At 72.4% G+C, this 14,159-nt stretch carries 15 protein-coding genes; 14 read left to right on the top strand and 1 reads right to left on the bottom strand.

Going from position 1 to position 14,159, the window contains the following annotated elements; all coding sequences use genetic code 11:
- The first annotated feature begins 50 nt into the window (after positions 1–50).
- Positions 51–800, top strand: coding sequence for a bifunctional 1-(5-phosphoribosyl)-5-((5-phosphoribosylamino)methylideneamino)imidazole-4-carboxamide isomerase/phosphoribosylanthranilate isomerase PriA (priA, locus tag NL142_RS10520; RefSeq protein WP_012038701.1), 750 nt, complete (start codon positions 51–53; stop codon positions 798–800).
- Complete coding sequence (locus tag NL142_RS10515) at positions 797–1,564, top strand: SseB family protein (RefSeq protein WP_435079340.1); 768 nt, start codon at positions 797–799, stop codon at positions 1,562–1,564. Before priA ends, NL142_RS10515 begins: the two co-directional genes overlap by 4 nt.
- A 39-nt stretch (positions 1,565–1,603) precedes the next feature.
- Here NL142_RS10515 and NL142_RS10510 read toward each other — a convergent pair whose 3' ends face one another.
- On the bottom strand, positions 1,604–2,089 hold the full coding sequence (locus NL142_RS10510) for a DUF1844 domain-containing protein (RefSeq protein ID WP_194684587.1): 486 nt from the start codon (positions 2,087–2,089) through the stop codon (positions 1,604–1,606).
- A 366-nt stretch (positions 2,090–2,455) separates the two neighbouring features.
- On the opposite strand from NL142_RS10510, the gene infC reads away from it, so the two are divergent.
- The 12 genes from infC (at position 2,456) to argJ (ending at position 14,154) form a co-directional block, all read left to right on the top strand.
- Entirely contained in the window at positions 2,456–3,049 is a 594-nt protein-coding gene (infC, locus tag NL142_RS10505; protein ID WP_015490649.1) for a translation initiation factor IF-3, read from the top strand.
- Positions 3,042–3,236, top strand: coding sequence for a 50S ribosomal protein L35 (gene rpmI / locus NL142_RS10500; RefSeq protein ID WP_015490648.1), 195 nt, complete (start codon positions 3,042–3,044; stop codon positions 3,234–3,236). Before infC ends, rpmI begins: the two co-directional genes overlap by 8 nt.
- Positions 3,237–3,282: 46 nt before the next feature.
- On the top strand, positions 3,283–3,675 hold the full coding sequence (gene rplT / locus NL142_RS10495; RefSeq protein ID WP_012038696.1) for a 50S ribosomal protein L20: 393 nt from the start codon (positions 3,283–3,285) through the stop codon (positions 3,673–3,675).
- A gap of 62 nt (positions 3,676–3,737) precedes the next feature.
- Positions 3,738–4,538 carry a TrmH family RNA methyltransferase gene (locus NL142_RS10490; RefSeq protein WP_435079336.1) on the top strand — a complete coding sequence of 267 codons (801 nt, stop codon included), beginning with the start codon at positions 3,738–3,740 and terminating at the stop codon, positions 4,536–4,538.
- Between the two features lie 150 nt (positions 4,539–4,688).
- Positions 4,689–5,477 (top strand): amino acid ABC transporter ATP-binding protein, encoded by a 789-nt coding sequence (locus NL142_RS10485; protein ID WP_012038694.1) that lies wholly within the window; start codon positions 4,689–4,691, stop codon positions 5,475–5,477.
- A gap of 156 nt (positions 5,478–5,633) precedes the next feature.
- Complete coding sequence (locus NL142_RS10480) at positions 5,634–6,557, top strand: glutamate ABC transporter substrate-binding protein (protein ID WP_435079333.1); 924 nt, start codon at positions 5,634–5,636, stop codon at positions 6,555–6,557.
- Between the two features lie 117 nt (positions 6,558–6,674).
- On the top strand, positions 6,675–7,322 hold the full coding sequence (locus NL142_RS10475; RefSeq protein ID WP_194684584.1) for an amino acid ABC transporter permease: 648 nt from the start codon (positions 6,675–6,677) through the stop codon (positions 7,320–7,322).
- A complete protein-coding gene (locus NL142_RS10470; RefSeq protein ID WP_194684583.1) occupies positions 7,319–8,143 on the top strand; it encodes an amino acid ABC transporter permease in 825 nt (274 codons plus the stop codon). The genes NL142_RS10475 and NL142_RS10470 overlap by 4 nt, the downstream gene beginning before the upstream one ends.
- Positions 8,144–8,240: 97 nt before the next feature.
- A complete protein-coding gene (gene pheS / locus NL142_RS10465) occupies positions 8,241–9,278 on the top strand; it encodes a phenylalanine--tRNA ligase subunit alpha (RefSeq protein WP_435079330.1) in 1,038 nt (345 codons plus the stop codon).
- 2 nt (positions 9,279–9,280) lie between these two features.
- Positions 9,281–11,824: a phenylalanine--tRNA ligase subunit beta gene (gene pheT, locus NL142_RS10460; RefSeq protein ID WP_435079328.1), complete on the top strand. Its 2,544-nt coding sequence runs from the start codon at positions 9,281–9,283 to the stop codon at positions 11,822–11,824.
- Positions 11,825–11,953: 129 nt separating this feature from the next.
- The gene (gene argC / locus NL142_RS10455; protein ID WP_435079326.1) at positions 11,954–13,003 is read left to right on the top strand and encodes an N-acetyl-gamma-glutamyl-phosphate reductase; all 1,050 of its coding nucleotides are present in this window, start codon (positions 11,954–11,956) and stop codon (positions 13,001–13,003) included.
- The gene (gene argJ / locus NL142_RS10450) at positions 13,000–14,154 is read left to right on the top strand and encodes a bifunctional glutamate N-acetyltransferase/amino-acid acetyltransferase ArgJ (protein ID WP_194684579.1); all 1,155 of its coding nucleotides are present in this window, start codon (positions 13,000–13,002) and stop codon (positions 14,152–14,154) included. The genes argC and argJ overlap by 4 nt, the downstream gene beginning before the upstream one ends.
- The last annotated feature ends 5 nt before the right edge of the window (positions 14,155–14,159 follow it).

Below are 14,159 nucleotides of genomic sequence, written 5' to 3'. Positions count from 1 at the left end.
CCGCCCTGTGCGGCATCCCGCACGCCCGCGCCCCATCGATGGAAGGCCCCATGAGCGAGTTCACCAGCACCCCCCGCCTGACCCTGCTGCCCGCAGTCGACGTGGCGGGAGGCCAGGCCGTCCGCCTCACGCAGGGCGCGGCCGGCACCGAGACCGGCTACGGCGACCCCGTCGACGCCGCCCGCGACTGGGCGGAGCAGGGCGCCGAGTGGCTGCACCTCGTCGACCTCGACGCCGCGTTCGGCCGCGGGGACAACCTGTCGGTGATCTCCCGTGTGATCCGCGCCATCGACGGCGTGCAGATCGAGCTGTCCGGCGGGATCCGGGACGATCGCTCGCTCGACGTGGCGCTCGAGAGCGGCGCGACGCGCATCAACCTCGGCACCGCCGCGCTGGAGAACCCCGAGTGGGCCGCCAGCGTCATCGCCCAGCACGGCGAGGCCGTGGCGGTCGGGCTCGACGTCCGCGGCCGCACCCTCTCCGCTCGCGGTTGGACGCAGGACGGGGGCGACATCTGGGAGGTCCTCGAGCGCCTCGAGGACGCCGGGTGCGCGCGCTACGTCGTCACCGACGTCACGAAGGACGGCACGCTCCAGGGCCCGAACCTGCAGCTGCTCCGGGATGTGCTCGAGCGCACCGAGCGTCCGGTCGTCGCCTCGGGTGGCGTCTCGAGCCTCGACGACATCCAGGCTCTCCGTGAGCTCGTGCCGCTGGGTCTGGAGGGCGCCATCGTCGGCAAGGCCCTCTACGCGGGCGCGTTCACGCTCGGGGAGGCGCTCGACGTCGCCGGGGAGCGATGACGGGATCCTCTCCGCACGCCGACTCGGCCGGGACCCCCTGGGCGGGCCGGTCGTTCGAGCCCACCCCGTTCCCGGACGACGACGGATCCGCGCCGCCCGCCGTCACGGCAGCGCTCGCGCGGCACGGTCGCGGCGAGGTCGGGCAGGCCGCGGTCGTGGACGCGCTCCGCGATGCGCGCCTGCTGATCCCGCTGGTCGCCCGCCTCGGCGAGGAGAGTGAGGGCGCGCACGGGCTGAAGGCCGACAAGAGCGCCGAGCTGTCGATCATCACGGTGGCCGGGCCCGACGGGCGCACCGTCATGCCGGTCTTCACGTCCGTCGCCGCGATGGCGAGGTGGAACCCCGCCGCGCGTCCCGTCCCCGCGGACGCCGTCCGGGTGGCGCTGGCCGCGGCGAGCGAGGAGACCGACCTCGTGGTCGTCGATCCGATGTCCGACACCGAGTTCGTCCTGCGGCGGCCGGCGGTGTGGGCGGTCGCGCGGTCGCTGCCGTGGATCCCGAGCCCCGAGGACCCGGAGGTGGTCGCGGCGCTGGAGGCGAGCGTCGCCGAGGAGCCCGCGGTCGTGTCCGTGAGCACGGCGCCGGGCGATCCGCGCGCACGCCTCGAGGGGCCGGAGCTGATGATCGCGCTGGAGCTCGTCGACGGCCTCGACCGCCCGGCGCTCGACGCGCTGCTGGCACGGCTGCAGGGGGAGTGGTCCCGGAGCGCGGTCCTCGCCGACCGGGTCGACAGCATGGGGCTCCGGATCACGTCCGCGCGCTGACCTGCGGGCGCGGCTCGCGAGCCCCAGCGGGCGGCTGGCCTAGGAGACGGGGCCGGTGTACTTCTCGCCCGGTCCCTTGCCGACGGCGTCGGGGTACGGCGACGCCTCGCGGAAGGCGAGCTGCAGGGAGCGGAGGCCGTCGCGGAGGCTGCGCGCGTGCTGGTCTCCGAGCTCCGGGGACGCGGCGGTCACGAGGCCCGCGAGCGAGATGATGAGCTTCCGCGCCTCGGCGAGGTCGGTCTGCGTGGCGGGGTCGTCGGCGAGCCCGCACTTCACGGCCGCGGCGCTCATGAGGTGGACGGCCGTGGTCGTGATGACCTCGACGGCGGAGACCTCCGCGATGTCACGCGCGTACTGGTCGGCGACGAAGTCGGCGGTGTCGTCGTCCGCGACGCCCGCGGCCGAGCTGCCGTCGCCGGTCGCGGCGGGCTCCTCGAAGCGGTGCACGTGGGCGTCGGCCGGACCGGCGGACGCGGGGTCGGCGGGCGCGGTGGTCGCGGGGTCGGGCTGGGCCTGGTCGGTCATCTGTGTCCTCGGGCTGGGTGGCGGTGCCGGATGGCGGAGGCGGCGGGAGCTCGTCGTGGCCGCCGGGGTCGGCGTCTGCTATGCTGATCGACGGCTCCGGGGCTGTCACAGTCCCGGTTCGAAAGAGGATTGATCTCCCACCCGCGCTTGACCGCCTCCATAGGTTACCGGGTCGATTTCGCTCCCCCGTCCGAACGGCTCCCCAGCGGGAACCGCGCAGGACGGGAGCCCCGCATCACGCGGGCATGGGCGTGTTGCCGAGTACGACGGATCCGTCGCACCCTGGTGAAGAACCCTCCTCGTCTCGAATCCGAGCGGCTCCCCGAGAGCCGCCGGGCCACCCGAAGACACGAATAGGAGCAGTCCATCAGCGATCCCCGTACCAACGATCGAATCCGAGTTCCCGAGGTTCGCCTCGTTGGCCCAGCAGGCGAGCAGGTCGGCGTCGTATCCATCGACGTCGCACTCCGGCTCGCGCAGGAAGCCGACCTCGACCTCGTCGAGGTCGCGCCCAATTCCAAGCCCCCCGTGGCGAAGATCATGGACTACGGCAAGTTCAAGTACGAGGCCGCGCAGAAGGCCAAGGAAGCGCGTCGCAACCAGGCGAACACCATCCTCAAGGAGGTGCGCTTCCGCCTGAAGATCGACAAGCACGACTACGAGACCAAGCGCAAGCGCGCCGAGGGCTTCCTGCAGGACGGCGACAAGGTCAAGGCCATGATCCTGTTCCGCGGACGCGAGCAGTCGCGTCCGGACCAGGGCGTGCGACTGCTCAAGATGTTCGCGGAGGACGTCGCCGAGTTCGGCAGCGTCGAGTCCACCCCCACGATCGACGGCCGCAACATGGTCATGGTCATCGGACCGCACAAGAACAAGTCCGAGGCCAAGGCCGAGGCCAACGCGAAGCGCGACGCCACCAAGGCGAGCGCACGAGAAGCGAGAGAAGAGAACAATGCCTAAGCAGAAGACCCACTCGGGTGCCAAGAAGCGTTTCAAGGTCACCGGCAGCGGCAAGATCATGAAGCAGCAGGCGGGCATGCGGCACAACCTCGAGGTCAAGTCCTCCGGGCGCAAGGCGCGACTCAACCAGGACCAGCCGCTGGCCAAGGCCGACATGAAGGTCGCCAAGAAGCTCCTCGGCCGCTAGGCCCCTCGTCGTCCGCGACACCTGAATTCGAATAGGAATAACTGAAATGGCAAGAGTCAAGAGGGCCGTCAACGCCCACAAGAAGCGTCGGGTCATCCTCGAGCGCGCCGCCGGATACCGCGGCCAGCGCTCGCGTCTGTACCGCAAGGCCAAGGAGCAGGTCACCCACTCCCTCGTCTACGCGTACCGCGACCGCCGCGCGAAGAAGGGCGAGTTCCGCCGCCTCTGGATCCAGCGCATCAACGCCGCGGCCCGTGCGAACGGCCTGACGTACAACCGCCTCATCCAGGGCCTCTCGCTCGCCGGCGTCCAGGTCGACCGCCGCATCCTCGCGGAGCTCGCGGTCCACGAGCCCGCGACCTTCGCGTCGCTCGTGCAGACGGCCAAGGCCGCCCTGCCCGCGAACACCTCGGCCCCCAAGGTCGCGGCGAACGCGTAGCGCATCCCGCACCACCGCCGACGGCGCGTCCCCATCCGGGGGCGCGCCGTTAGTGTTGGGCCATGCTCGACAACCCCCGCTCCCCGCGTGTCCGTGGCGTCGCCAAGCTCGCGAAGCGGGACGCGCGCGCCGACACGGGCCTCTTCCTCCTCGAGGGGCCGCAGGCCGTCTCGGAGGCGCTCGCGTTCCGGCCCGACCTCGTCCAGGAGCTGTTCGCGACCCCCACGGCCCTCGACCGCTACCCGGACCTCGCGCGCGCCGTCCGCGAGGCGGGCGTCGAGGTCGAGTTCGTCACCGAGGACGTGATCGGGTCCATGGCCGACACCGTGACCCCGCAGGGCGTCGTGGGCGTCTGCCGCCAGTTCCCGACGTCGCTCAAGCAGATCCTCGGTGACGACCCGCGCCTCATCGCGATCCTCGAGGAGGTGCGCGACCCCGGCAACGCCGGCACCATCATCCGCGCTGCCGATGCCGCGGGAGCCGACGCGGTGATCCTCACGGGCCGCTCCGTCGACCTCTACAACCCCAAGGTCGTGCGCGCCACGACGGGCTCGCTCTTCCACCTGCCGGTCGCGATCATGCCCGAGCTCGACGCCGTGCTCGAGCGCGTGAAGGCGGCGGGGCTGCAGGTCCTCGCCGCGGACGTCAAGGGCGACGACCTCCTCGCGGAGCGCACGTCCGGCGGGCTCGCCGGCCCCACCGCCTGGCTCTTCGGCAACGAGGCGCGCGGCCTCCAGGACGAGCACCTCGCCCTCGCCGACCGCGCCGTCGTCGTGCCGATCTACGGGCAGGCCGAGTCGATGAACCTCGCGACGGCCGCATCCGTCTGCCTCTACGAGTCGGCGTTCGCGCAGCGGGCCTGACCGCCCGAGGCCGGACCCCTCACGGGTGATCGCCGTCCGGTAGGTGTCGGCACCGCCCCTGATCGGCGGAAACGCGGCCGACGCGTCACGATGGGGTGACGATGCCCCGCGGAAACGCGGACGAAACACCGGCATGGATATGGTGTTCGCATGGAGCAGAGCCCGACGGCGGACCCCGCCTCGCCCGCCGCAGCAGCGGTCGGCGAGCCCCTGGTCGTCGTATCCCACGTCAACAAGCACTTCGGTGACCTGCACGTCCTGAAGGACATCTCGACCACGGTGAACCGCGGCGAGGTCGTCGTCGTCATCGGCCCCAGCGGGTCGGGCAAGTCGACGCTGTGCCGCGCGATCAACCGGCTCGAGACCATCGACGACGGCACCATCACGATCGACGGCCAGGACCTCCCGTCCGAGGGCGCCGAGCTCGCGCGCCTCCGCGCCGACGTCGGCATGGTGTTCCAGTCCTTCAACCTCTTCGCGCACAAGACCGTGCTCGAGAACGTGACCCTCGGCCCCATCAAGGTGCGCAAGCAGGGCAAGGCCGAGGCGGAGAAGCGGGCGATGGAGCTCCTCGACCGCGTCGGCGTCGCCAACCAGGCGCAGAAGATGCCGGCCCAGCTCTCGGGCGGCCAGCAGCAGCGCGTCGCGATCGCCCGCGCGCTCGCGATGGACCCGAAGCTGATCCTCCTCGACGAGCCCACCTCGGCGCTCGACCCCGAGATGATCACCGAGGTCCTCGACGTGATGGTCGGCCTCGCCAAGGACGGCATGACGATGATGGTCGTCACCCACGAGATGGGCTTCGCCCGCAAGGCCGCGGACCGCGTGATCTTCATGGCCGACGGCGCCATCGAGGAGGACACCACCCCGCAGGCCTTCTTCGACGACCCGCAGAGCCCCCGCGCGAAGGACTTCCTCTCCAAGATCCTCGCCCACTGACGCGCGCGGAGGGCACGCGCCCTCCCGCCCTCCCGCATCCGGACGCCGCCGAGGCAGGCGCGTCCGGGCGCCGCACCACGGCACGACCCGCACCACGCACCACGAGCGATCCCCATCGCGTCCGTCATCCACCTCACCAGCAGAGAAACGGGAACCATGAAGAACAGGAAACTGACCATCGCCGCGGCCGCCGCGATCGTCGTCGTCGCCCTCACGGGCTGCGGCGCGGCCGGCAGCGCGTCGAACAGCGGCATCGACGCCGGCACGAACGCCCCCGAGAACGGCGACGGCCCCTACAAGCTCGCGCTCGCGGAGAACCCGACGTTCGACGAGGGCACCACGATGGCCCGCCTGGCCGCGGCAGGGGAGATGAAGGTCGGCACGAAGTTCGACCAGCCGCTCTTCGGCCTCGCCGGGCTCGACGGCAAGCCCGCGGGCTTCGACGTCGCGATCGCCGCGCTCGTCGCCAGCAAGATGGGCATCCCCTTCGACGGCATCAAGTTCACGGAGACGGTGTCCGCGAACCGCGAGCCCTTCATCCAGAACGGCTCGGTCGACGCGGTCGTCGCGACCTACACGATCAACGACAAGCGCAAGGAGGTCGTGGACTTCGCGGGACCGTACTACGTCGCCGGCCAGGCGCTCATGGTCCTCGCGGACGACACCACCATCAACACGCCCGAGGACGTCCGCGGCAAGCAGGTCTGCTCCGTCGCCGGATCCACCCCCGCCGCGAACATCGAGGCCACGTTCGGCGCGGTCGTCGTGCCCACCGACGTCTACAGCAAGTGCCTCGACCCGCTGCGCAACGGCCAGGTGGCCGCCGTCACGACCGACAACGTGATCCTCTCCGGCTTCATCGACCAGAACGAGGGCGAGTTCAAGCTCGTCGGCGACGGCGAGACCTTCACCCAGGAGCCCTACGGCATCGGAGTCGCCAAGGACGACGAGGCGTTCCGCACGTTCATCAACGACACGCTGCAGGAGGCCTACGACGACGGCACCTGGGCGCGCCTGTTCGAGGCGACGGCCGGCACGGTCATCGACACGCCGGAGCCCCCGGCGATCGACCGCTACTAGTCCCACCGGGTCCCGCGTGCGCTGATGCGCGCGCGGGACCCGTCCCCTGTCCGAGCGCGACGAGCCCGGATCCGACCATCGCCCGGCCCGCCGGGTGCAGACCATAGGAGGTGCGCCGTGGATGTGATCCTCGACAATCTCGACGTGTTCCTGCGGGGGTTCGGCGGCACGCTGCGCCTCCTCGTCCTCACCGTGCTGTTCGCCCTCCCGCTGGGGGTCGTGATCGCCGCGATGAGGATCTCGCCCGTCGCGAGCCTCCGCGCCACCTCCACCGTCTACGTCGAGCTGCTGCGGAACACCCCGCTGCTGCTCGTGTTCACCTTCTTCAGCGTCGTGATCACGTCGATCTCGGGCGCGCTGCCGTTCATGACGGCCGCGGTGCTCGCGCTCACGCTCTACACGGCGCCGTTCTTCGCCGAGGCGATCCGCTCGGGCATCAACAGCGTGCCCGTCGGACAGGCCGAGGCCGCCCGCAGCATCGGGCTCACGTTCTCGCAGACGCTCGGGTCGGTGATCCTGCCGCAGGCCGTGCGCACCGTCATCCCGCCGCTGATCAACGTCGTCATCGCCCTCACCAAGAACACGTCGATCGCGGGCGCGTACTTCATCTACGAGCTGTTCAACGTGGGCCGTGACGTCGCGAACGCCAACGGCGACGCGGTCGTCTGGGTGTTCGTGGGCGTCGCGTTCTTCTACCTCATCATCACGGTCCCGCTCGGCCAGCTGGCGGACCACCTCGAGAAGCGAGTGGCGGTCTCCCGATGAGCCAGGTCCTCTACGACGTGCCCGGCCCGAAGGCCCGCCGTCGCTCCCGCATCCTCTCCGTCGTCACGGCGGTCATCGTGGTGGCCGTGCTCGCCTTCGCCGCGGTCAAGCTGCAGCAGGCGGGGCAGTTCAGCCCCGACATCTGGCTCGTGCTCAACGACCCGCTCGTCTGGCAGCTGCTCCTCCGGGGCCTCGTCGTGGTGCTGCAGTCCGCCGCGGTGGCCGCGGTCCTCGCGATCCTCCTGGGCATGGTCCTCGCGCTCCTCCGCATGAGCGAGCACCGGGTCATCCGCTACGCCGTCACCGTGGTGCTCGAGTTCTTCCGCGGCATGCCCGTGCTGCTGATGATGCTGTTCATCTACCTGATCTTCCCCATCGGCCCGTACTGGTCGGTCGTCACGGCGCTCGCGCTCTACAACGGCGCGATCATCGGCGAGGCCCTGCGCTCCGGGATCCTCGGCCTGCCGCGCGGCCAGCGCGAGGCGGGGCTGGCGATCGGTCTCCGGCCGCTGCAGAACCGGCTGCTCGTGGAGTTCCCGCAGGCGTTCCGGACGATGCTGCCGATCATCGTCGCCCAGCTCGTCGTGCTCATCAAGGACACCGCGCTCGGCACCATCGTCAGCCTCGTCGGCCTCACCAAGCAGGGCGAGCTGATCCTCGAGGCGACGAGCCGCGCCAACTCGCTGCCGATCTTCGTGGTCATGGTGGGCATGTACCTCGTGCTGAACCTCACGGTGTCTACCATCGCGCGGCGGCTCGCCCGCAAGCGCGGACCGCGCGTGGCGAAGACCGTCGCGGCAGGGACGTCGCAGGGGGCGTAGGCGCAGCGCGGGCGCCGCTCGCGGGAGCCCGCGGCGGGCAGGTCGCGGGCCGGTCGCGGGCCGGGAGCGGCACCCCCGATCGGTAGACTCGGGCCTCATGTCCGAACCCCAGATCTCCGAGGAGACCGTCGGCGCCGCCGTGGAGCAGGCGATGGCCGCGCTCGCCGCGACCACCGACTCCGCGTCGCTCGCCCAGGCGCGCTCCGCCCACATCGGCGAGGCGTCCCCGCTCGCCCGGCTGAACGGATCGCTCCGCGACCTGCCGCCCGCCGACCGAAAGGACGCCGGCAAGCTCGTCGGCCAGTCGCGCGCCCGCGTCACGCAGGCGTTCCAGGCGCGCGAGGCGGAGATCCAGGAGCAGGAGGCCGCCGAGCGGCTCGTGGCCGAGGCCGTCGACGTCACCGCGCTGCCGAGCCGCTGGCGCGCCGGTGCCCGCCACCCGCTGACCATGCTCGAGGAGCGCATCGCCGACATCTTCGTCGGCATGGGCTGGCAGGTGAACGAGGGCCCCGAGCTCGAGAGCGAGTGGTTCAACTTCGACGCGCTCAACTTCCCGCCCGACCACCCGGCGCGCGCCATGCAGGACTCCTTCTACGTGGATCCGACCGACGCGCACCTCGTGCTGCGCACGCACACCTCGCCCGTGCAGATCCGCACGCTGCTCGCCGACGAGCTTCCCGTGTACACGATCGCGCAGGGCCGCACCTTCCGCAGCGACGAGCTCGACGCCACGCACACGCCCGCGTTCCGCCAGATCGAGGGGATCGCGATCGACCGCGGCCTCACCATGGCGCACCTCCGCGGCACGCTCGAGCACTTCGCCCGCTCGATGTTCGGCCAGGACGCGCGCATCCGCCTCCGCCCCAACTACTTCCCCTTCACCGAGCCGAGCGCCGAGATGGACGTCTGGCACCCGGCCGCCGCGGGCGGACCCCGCTGGATCGAGTGGGGCGGCTGCGGCATGGTGAACCCGAACGTGCTGCGCTCCGCGGGCATCGACCCCGACGAGTACCAGGGCTTCGCGTTCGGCATGGGCACCGAGCGCACCCTCATGTTCCGCAACGACCTCTCCGACATGCGCGACATCGTCGAGGGCGACATCCGATTCGGCGCGCAGTTCGGGATGGTGGTGTAGTCGTGAGGATCCCGATCAGCTGGCTCGGCGAGCACGTCGAGCTCCCCGCGGGGGTCACCCCCGAGGACGTCCACGCCTCCCTCGTGAGGGTGGGCCTGGAAGAGGAGGACGTGCACGCGTTCTCGATCTCCGGCCCCGTCGTCGTCGGGCAGGTGCTCGAGGCGAGCCCCGAGCCGCAGACGAACGGCAAGACCATCAACTGGTGCTCCGTCCGCGTCGCGCCCGAGGGCGCCACGGCGGCCGACGGCGGCGAGGACGTGCGCGGCATCGTCTGCGGCGCGCACAACTTCGTCGTCGGCGACAAGGTCGTGGTGAGCCTGCCCGGCGCGGTGCTCCCCGGCCCGTTCCCCATCTCCGCCCGGAAGACGTACGGGCACGTGTCCGACGGCATGATCGCGTCGTCGCGCGAGCTCGGCCTCGGGGAGGAGCACGACGGGATCCTCGTCCTCTCCTCGCTCGGCCTCGACCCGGAGGTCGGCACGGACGCCCTCGCGCTCCTCCACCTCGACGACCAGGCGGTGGAGGTCAACGTCACGCCCGACCGCGGCTACGCGTTCTCGATCCGCGGCATCGCCCGCGAGTACGCCCACGCCACGGGCGCCGCGTTCACCGACCCCGCCGACGCGCTCGCGCTGCTCGCGGCCGACGCGCCCGTCGCGGGCGTGGAGGTGCGCGTCGACGACGCCGCCCCCATCCGCGGCCGCTCCGGCGCCGACGTGTTCGTCACGCGCGTGGTCTCGGGCATCGACGTGTCCCGGCCCACTCCGCCGTGGATGGTGTCGCGCCTCACCCTCGCGGGCGTCCGCTCCATCTCGCTCGTGGTCGACATCACCAACTACGTGATGCTGGAGCTCGGCCAGCCCCTGCACGGGTACGACCTCGACCGGCTGCGGGGCGGGATCGTCGTCCGCCGCGCCGCCGAGGGCGAGACGCTCGTCACGCTCGACGGGCGCGAGCGCGCGCTGCACTCCGAGGACCTCGTCATCGCCGACGACTCCGGCCCGGTCGGGCTCGCGGGCGTCATGGGCGGCGCGGCCACCGAGATCGGCGCGGGCACCAGCCGCGTGCTGATCGAGGCGGCCGGCTTCGACCCGGTGTCGATCGCCCGCACCGCTCGCCGGCACAAGCTGCCGAGCGAGGCGTCCAAGCGCTTCGAGCGCGGGGTGGATCCCCGGATCGCCCCGGCCGCCGCCGCGCGCGCCGTGCAGCTCCTCGAGGAGCTCGCCGGCGGCCACGCCGAGGGCCTCGGCTCGATCCTCGACACGACCGCGCCGCGCGAGGCGATCGAGCTGCCGCTCGGCTACCCCGCGTCGCTCGTCGGCGTCGACTACACCGAGGACGAGGTGCGCCACGCGCTCGTCGACGTGGGCTGCGCGCTCGAGGAGCGCGACGGCGTCCTCGTCGTCACCCCGCCGACCTGGCGACCCGACCTCCGCCACCGCGCGGACCTCGTGGAGGAGGTCGCGCGCATCGTCGGCTACGACCGGATCCCCGCCGTGCTGCCCGTCGCGCCCCCGGGCCGCGGCCTCACCGCCGCGCAGCGCCTCCGACGCCAGGCCTCGATCGCGCTCGCCGCGTCCGGGCTCAGCGAGGTCATGGGGTCGCCGTTCGCGTCCGAGCAGCAGAACGCCCGCTTCGGCGCGGCCGACCGCGACGACGCGCCCGCGGTGCGCCTCGCGAACCCGCTCGACGTCGCGTTCCCGTACCTCCGCCGCTCGCTTCTGCCGGGGCTCGTCGACATCGCGCGGCGCAACCTGTCGCGCGGATCCACCGACCTCGCGCTCTTCGAGACCGGCACCGTGTTCCTGCCCCGGGCCGGCGTCGCGTACGGCTCGCCCGAGATGCCGCCCGGAGCCGCGCGCCCCGACGCGGACACGCTGCGGGCGCTGGATGCGGGCATCCCGCCGCAGCCGCGCCACGTCGGCGTGCTGATCCTCGGGGACGCCGTGCCGAAGCAGCCGGGCACCCCGGCGCAGCGCGCGGGCCTCGTCGACGCGCTCGACGCCGTGCGGCAGCTGGCGCACGCGGTGGGCGTGGAGATCCGCTTCGAGCAGGGCAGCCACATCGCCCTGCATCCCGGACGCACGGCCGCGGTCGAGGCCGTGACCGCCGACGGCCCCGTCATCGTCGGCTTCGCGGGCGAGCTGCTGCCCGCGCTCGCCGCCGAGCTCGACCTCCCCGAGCGCGTCGCCCTCGCCGAGGTCGACCTCGACCTGCTCGTCGAGCTCGCCGGCGGCGCCGTGGAGGTGCGCACGCTCACCTCGATGCCCGTCGCCACGCAGGACCTCAGCCTCGTGGTGCCGCTCGAGGTGCCGGCGGGGGAGCTCCTCCGCACGGTGGTCGAGGGCGCGGGAGACCTGCTCGAGTCCGCCCGGCTCGTGGACGACTACCGCGGTCCCGGCGTCGCGGACGGCACCCGCTCGCTCACGTTCGCGCTCCGCTTCCGGGCGCCCGACCGCACGCTGACGGCGGCCGAGGCGAGCGATGCCCGCGACGGATCCGTCCGGCTCGCCGCCGAGCGGTTCGGCGCGGCGCTCCGGGAGTAGGCGCCCCGCGGCGGTCGCCGCACGATCGTCCACGCGGGCGGGCTCCTCCTCAGGGAGGGCCCGCCCGCGCGTGCGTCTGCGGGCGCCCGGCCGGCGGGACCCCTCCGGCACCGGCACTAGATTTGAGGCATGTCATTCTCAGTCGCCGTGGCGGGTGCCAGCGGCTACGCGGGCGGGGAGCTCCTCCGCCTGCTCGCCGACCACCCGCGCCTCGAGGTCCAGACGCTCACCGCATTCCAGAACGCGGGCGAGCGTCTGCGTCAGGTGCACCCGCACCTCACCTCGTACGCCGACCGCACCTTCGTCGAGACGACCGCCGAGCAGCTGGCCGGCCATGACGTGGTCTTCCTCGCGCTGCCGCACGGCAAGTCCGGCGCCATCACGGCCGAGCTCGACGACCAGACCCTCGTGGTCGACTGCGGCGCCGATCACCGGCTCGTCGACGAGGCCGCGTGGGACGCGTTCTACGGCGGCGACTTCGCGGGCGCCTGGCCGTACGGCCTGCCCGAGCTGCTGCACGCGGAGGAGGGCGGCACCCAGCGCACGCGCCTGTCGGGCGTGAAGCGCGTCGCCGTCCCGGGCTGCAACGTCACCGCCATCACGCTCGGCCTCCAGCCGGGCATCCGCGCGGGCGTCATCGAGCCGGAGGACATCGTCGCGGTGCTCGCCGTCGGGCCGTCCGGCGCCGGTCGGTCGCTGAAGACGAACCTGCTGGCCAGCGAGATCCTCGGATCCGCGAGCGCCTACGCGGTCGGCGGCACCCACCGCCACACGCCGGAGATCCGGCAGAACCTCGAGACTGCGGGCGGCGGGCACGTGAGCGTCTCCTTCACGCCCGTGCTCGTGCCGATGGCCCGCGGGATCCTCGCCACGGCCACCGCGCGCCTCGCCCCCGGCTTCTCCGCGCACGACGTGCGCGCCGCGTGGGAGCTCGCCTACGCAGACGAGCCGTTCGTGCACCTGCTGCCGGAGGGGTCGTTCCCGAACGTGTCCGACGTCACGGGTTCCAACACCGCGCTCGTGGGCCTCGCCATCGACGAGGCCGCCGGCCGCGTCGTCACGGTCACGGCCATCGACAACCTGGTCAAGGGCACGGCGGGCGCGGCGATCCAGTCGGCCAACATCGCGCTCGGACTCCCCGAGGCCATGGGCCTCCCGGTGAACGGGGTCGCCCCGTGAGCGTCACCGCCGCACGCGGCTTCGTCGCAGGAGGGGTCGCCGCGGGCCTCAAGTCCACGGGCGCGCTCGACGTCGCCCTCGTCCGCAACACCGGCCCGTCGCAGGCGGCCGCCGCGGTCTTCACCAGCAACCGCTGCCAGGCGAACCCCATCCTCTGGTCGCGCCAGGTCATCGGCGACGGCCGGGTGAGCGCCGTCGTCCTCAACTCCGGCGGGGCGAACTGCTACACGGGATCCCGCGGGTTCCAGGTGACGCACGCCACCGCCGAGGCGGTCGGCCGCGCGCTCGACGTCTCGAGCGGCGACGTGCTCGTCTGCAGCACCGGCCTCATCGGCGAGCAGCTCCCGCTCGAGAAGCTCGAGGACGGGGTCGCCCGCGTCGCCGTCGCGCTCACCGACGGCGGCGGTGACGACGCGGCTCGCGCCATCATGACCACCGACACGAAGCCGAAGCAGTCGGTGCGATCCTCCGACGACGGCTGGACGGTGGGCGGCATGGCCAAGGGCGCGGGCATGCTCGCGCCGGGGCTCGCGACGATGCTCGTGGTGATCACCACCGACGCCGACCTCGACAGCACCGCGCTCGATGCCGCGCTCCGCGAGTCCACGCGCGTCACGTTCGACCGCCTGGACTCCGACGGCTGCATGTCGACCAACGACCAGGTCACGCTCCTCGCGAGCGGCGCATCCGGCGTCGTGCCGGACGCGGACGCGTTCCAGGCCGCGCTCACCGCGGTGTGCGCCGACCTCGCCGAGCAGCTGCAGGCCGACGCCGAGGGCGCCTCGCACGACATCGCCATCGAGGTCGTCCACGCGGCGTCCGACGACGACGCCGTCGAGGTCGGCCGCGCGGTCGCCCGCAGCAACCTCTTCAAGGCCGCCGTCTTCGGCAACGACCCCAACTGGGGCCGCGTGCTCGCGGCCGTCGGCACGACCGGCGCCGCGTTCGACCCCTACGGCATCGACGTCGCCATCAACGGCGTCCAGGTGTGCCGCGCGGGGGAGCCGCACGAGAGCCGCGATCTGGTCGACCTCCACCCGCGCGCCGTGCACGTCCTCATCGACCTGCACGCGGGCGACGCGACCGCGACCATCCTCACCAACGACCTCACGCACGACTACGTGCACGAGAACAGCGCGTACGCCAGCTGATGGGC

This window comes from Clavibacter quasicaliforniensis (assembly GCF_051201715.1).
Taxonomy (GTDB): Bacteria; Actinomycetota; Actinomycetes; order Actinomycetales; family Microbacteriaceae; genus Clavibacter; species Clavibacter seminis.
This window is presented reverse-complemented; position numbering and strand designations above follow the sequence as displayed.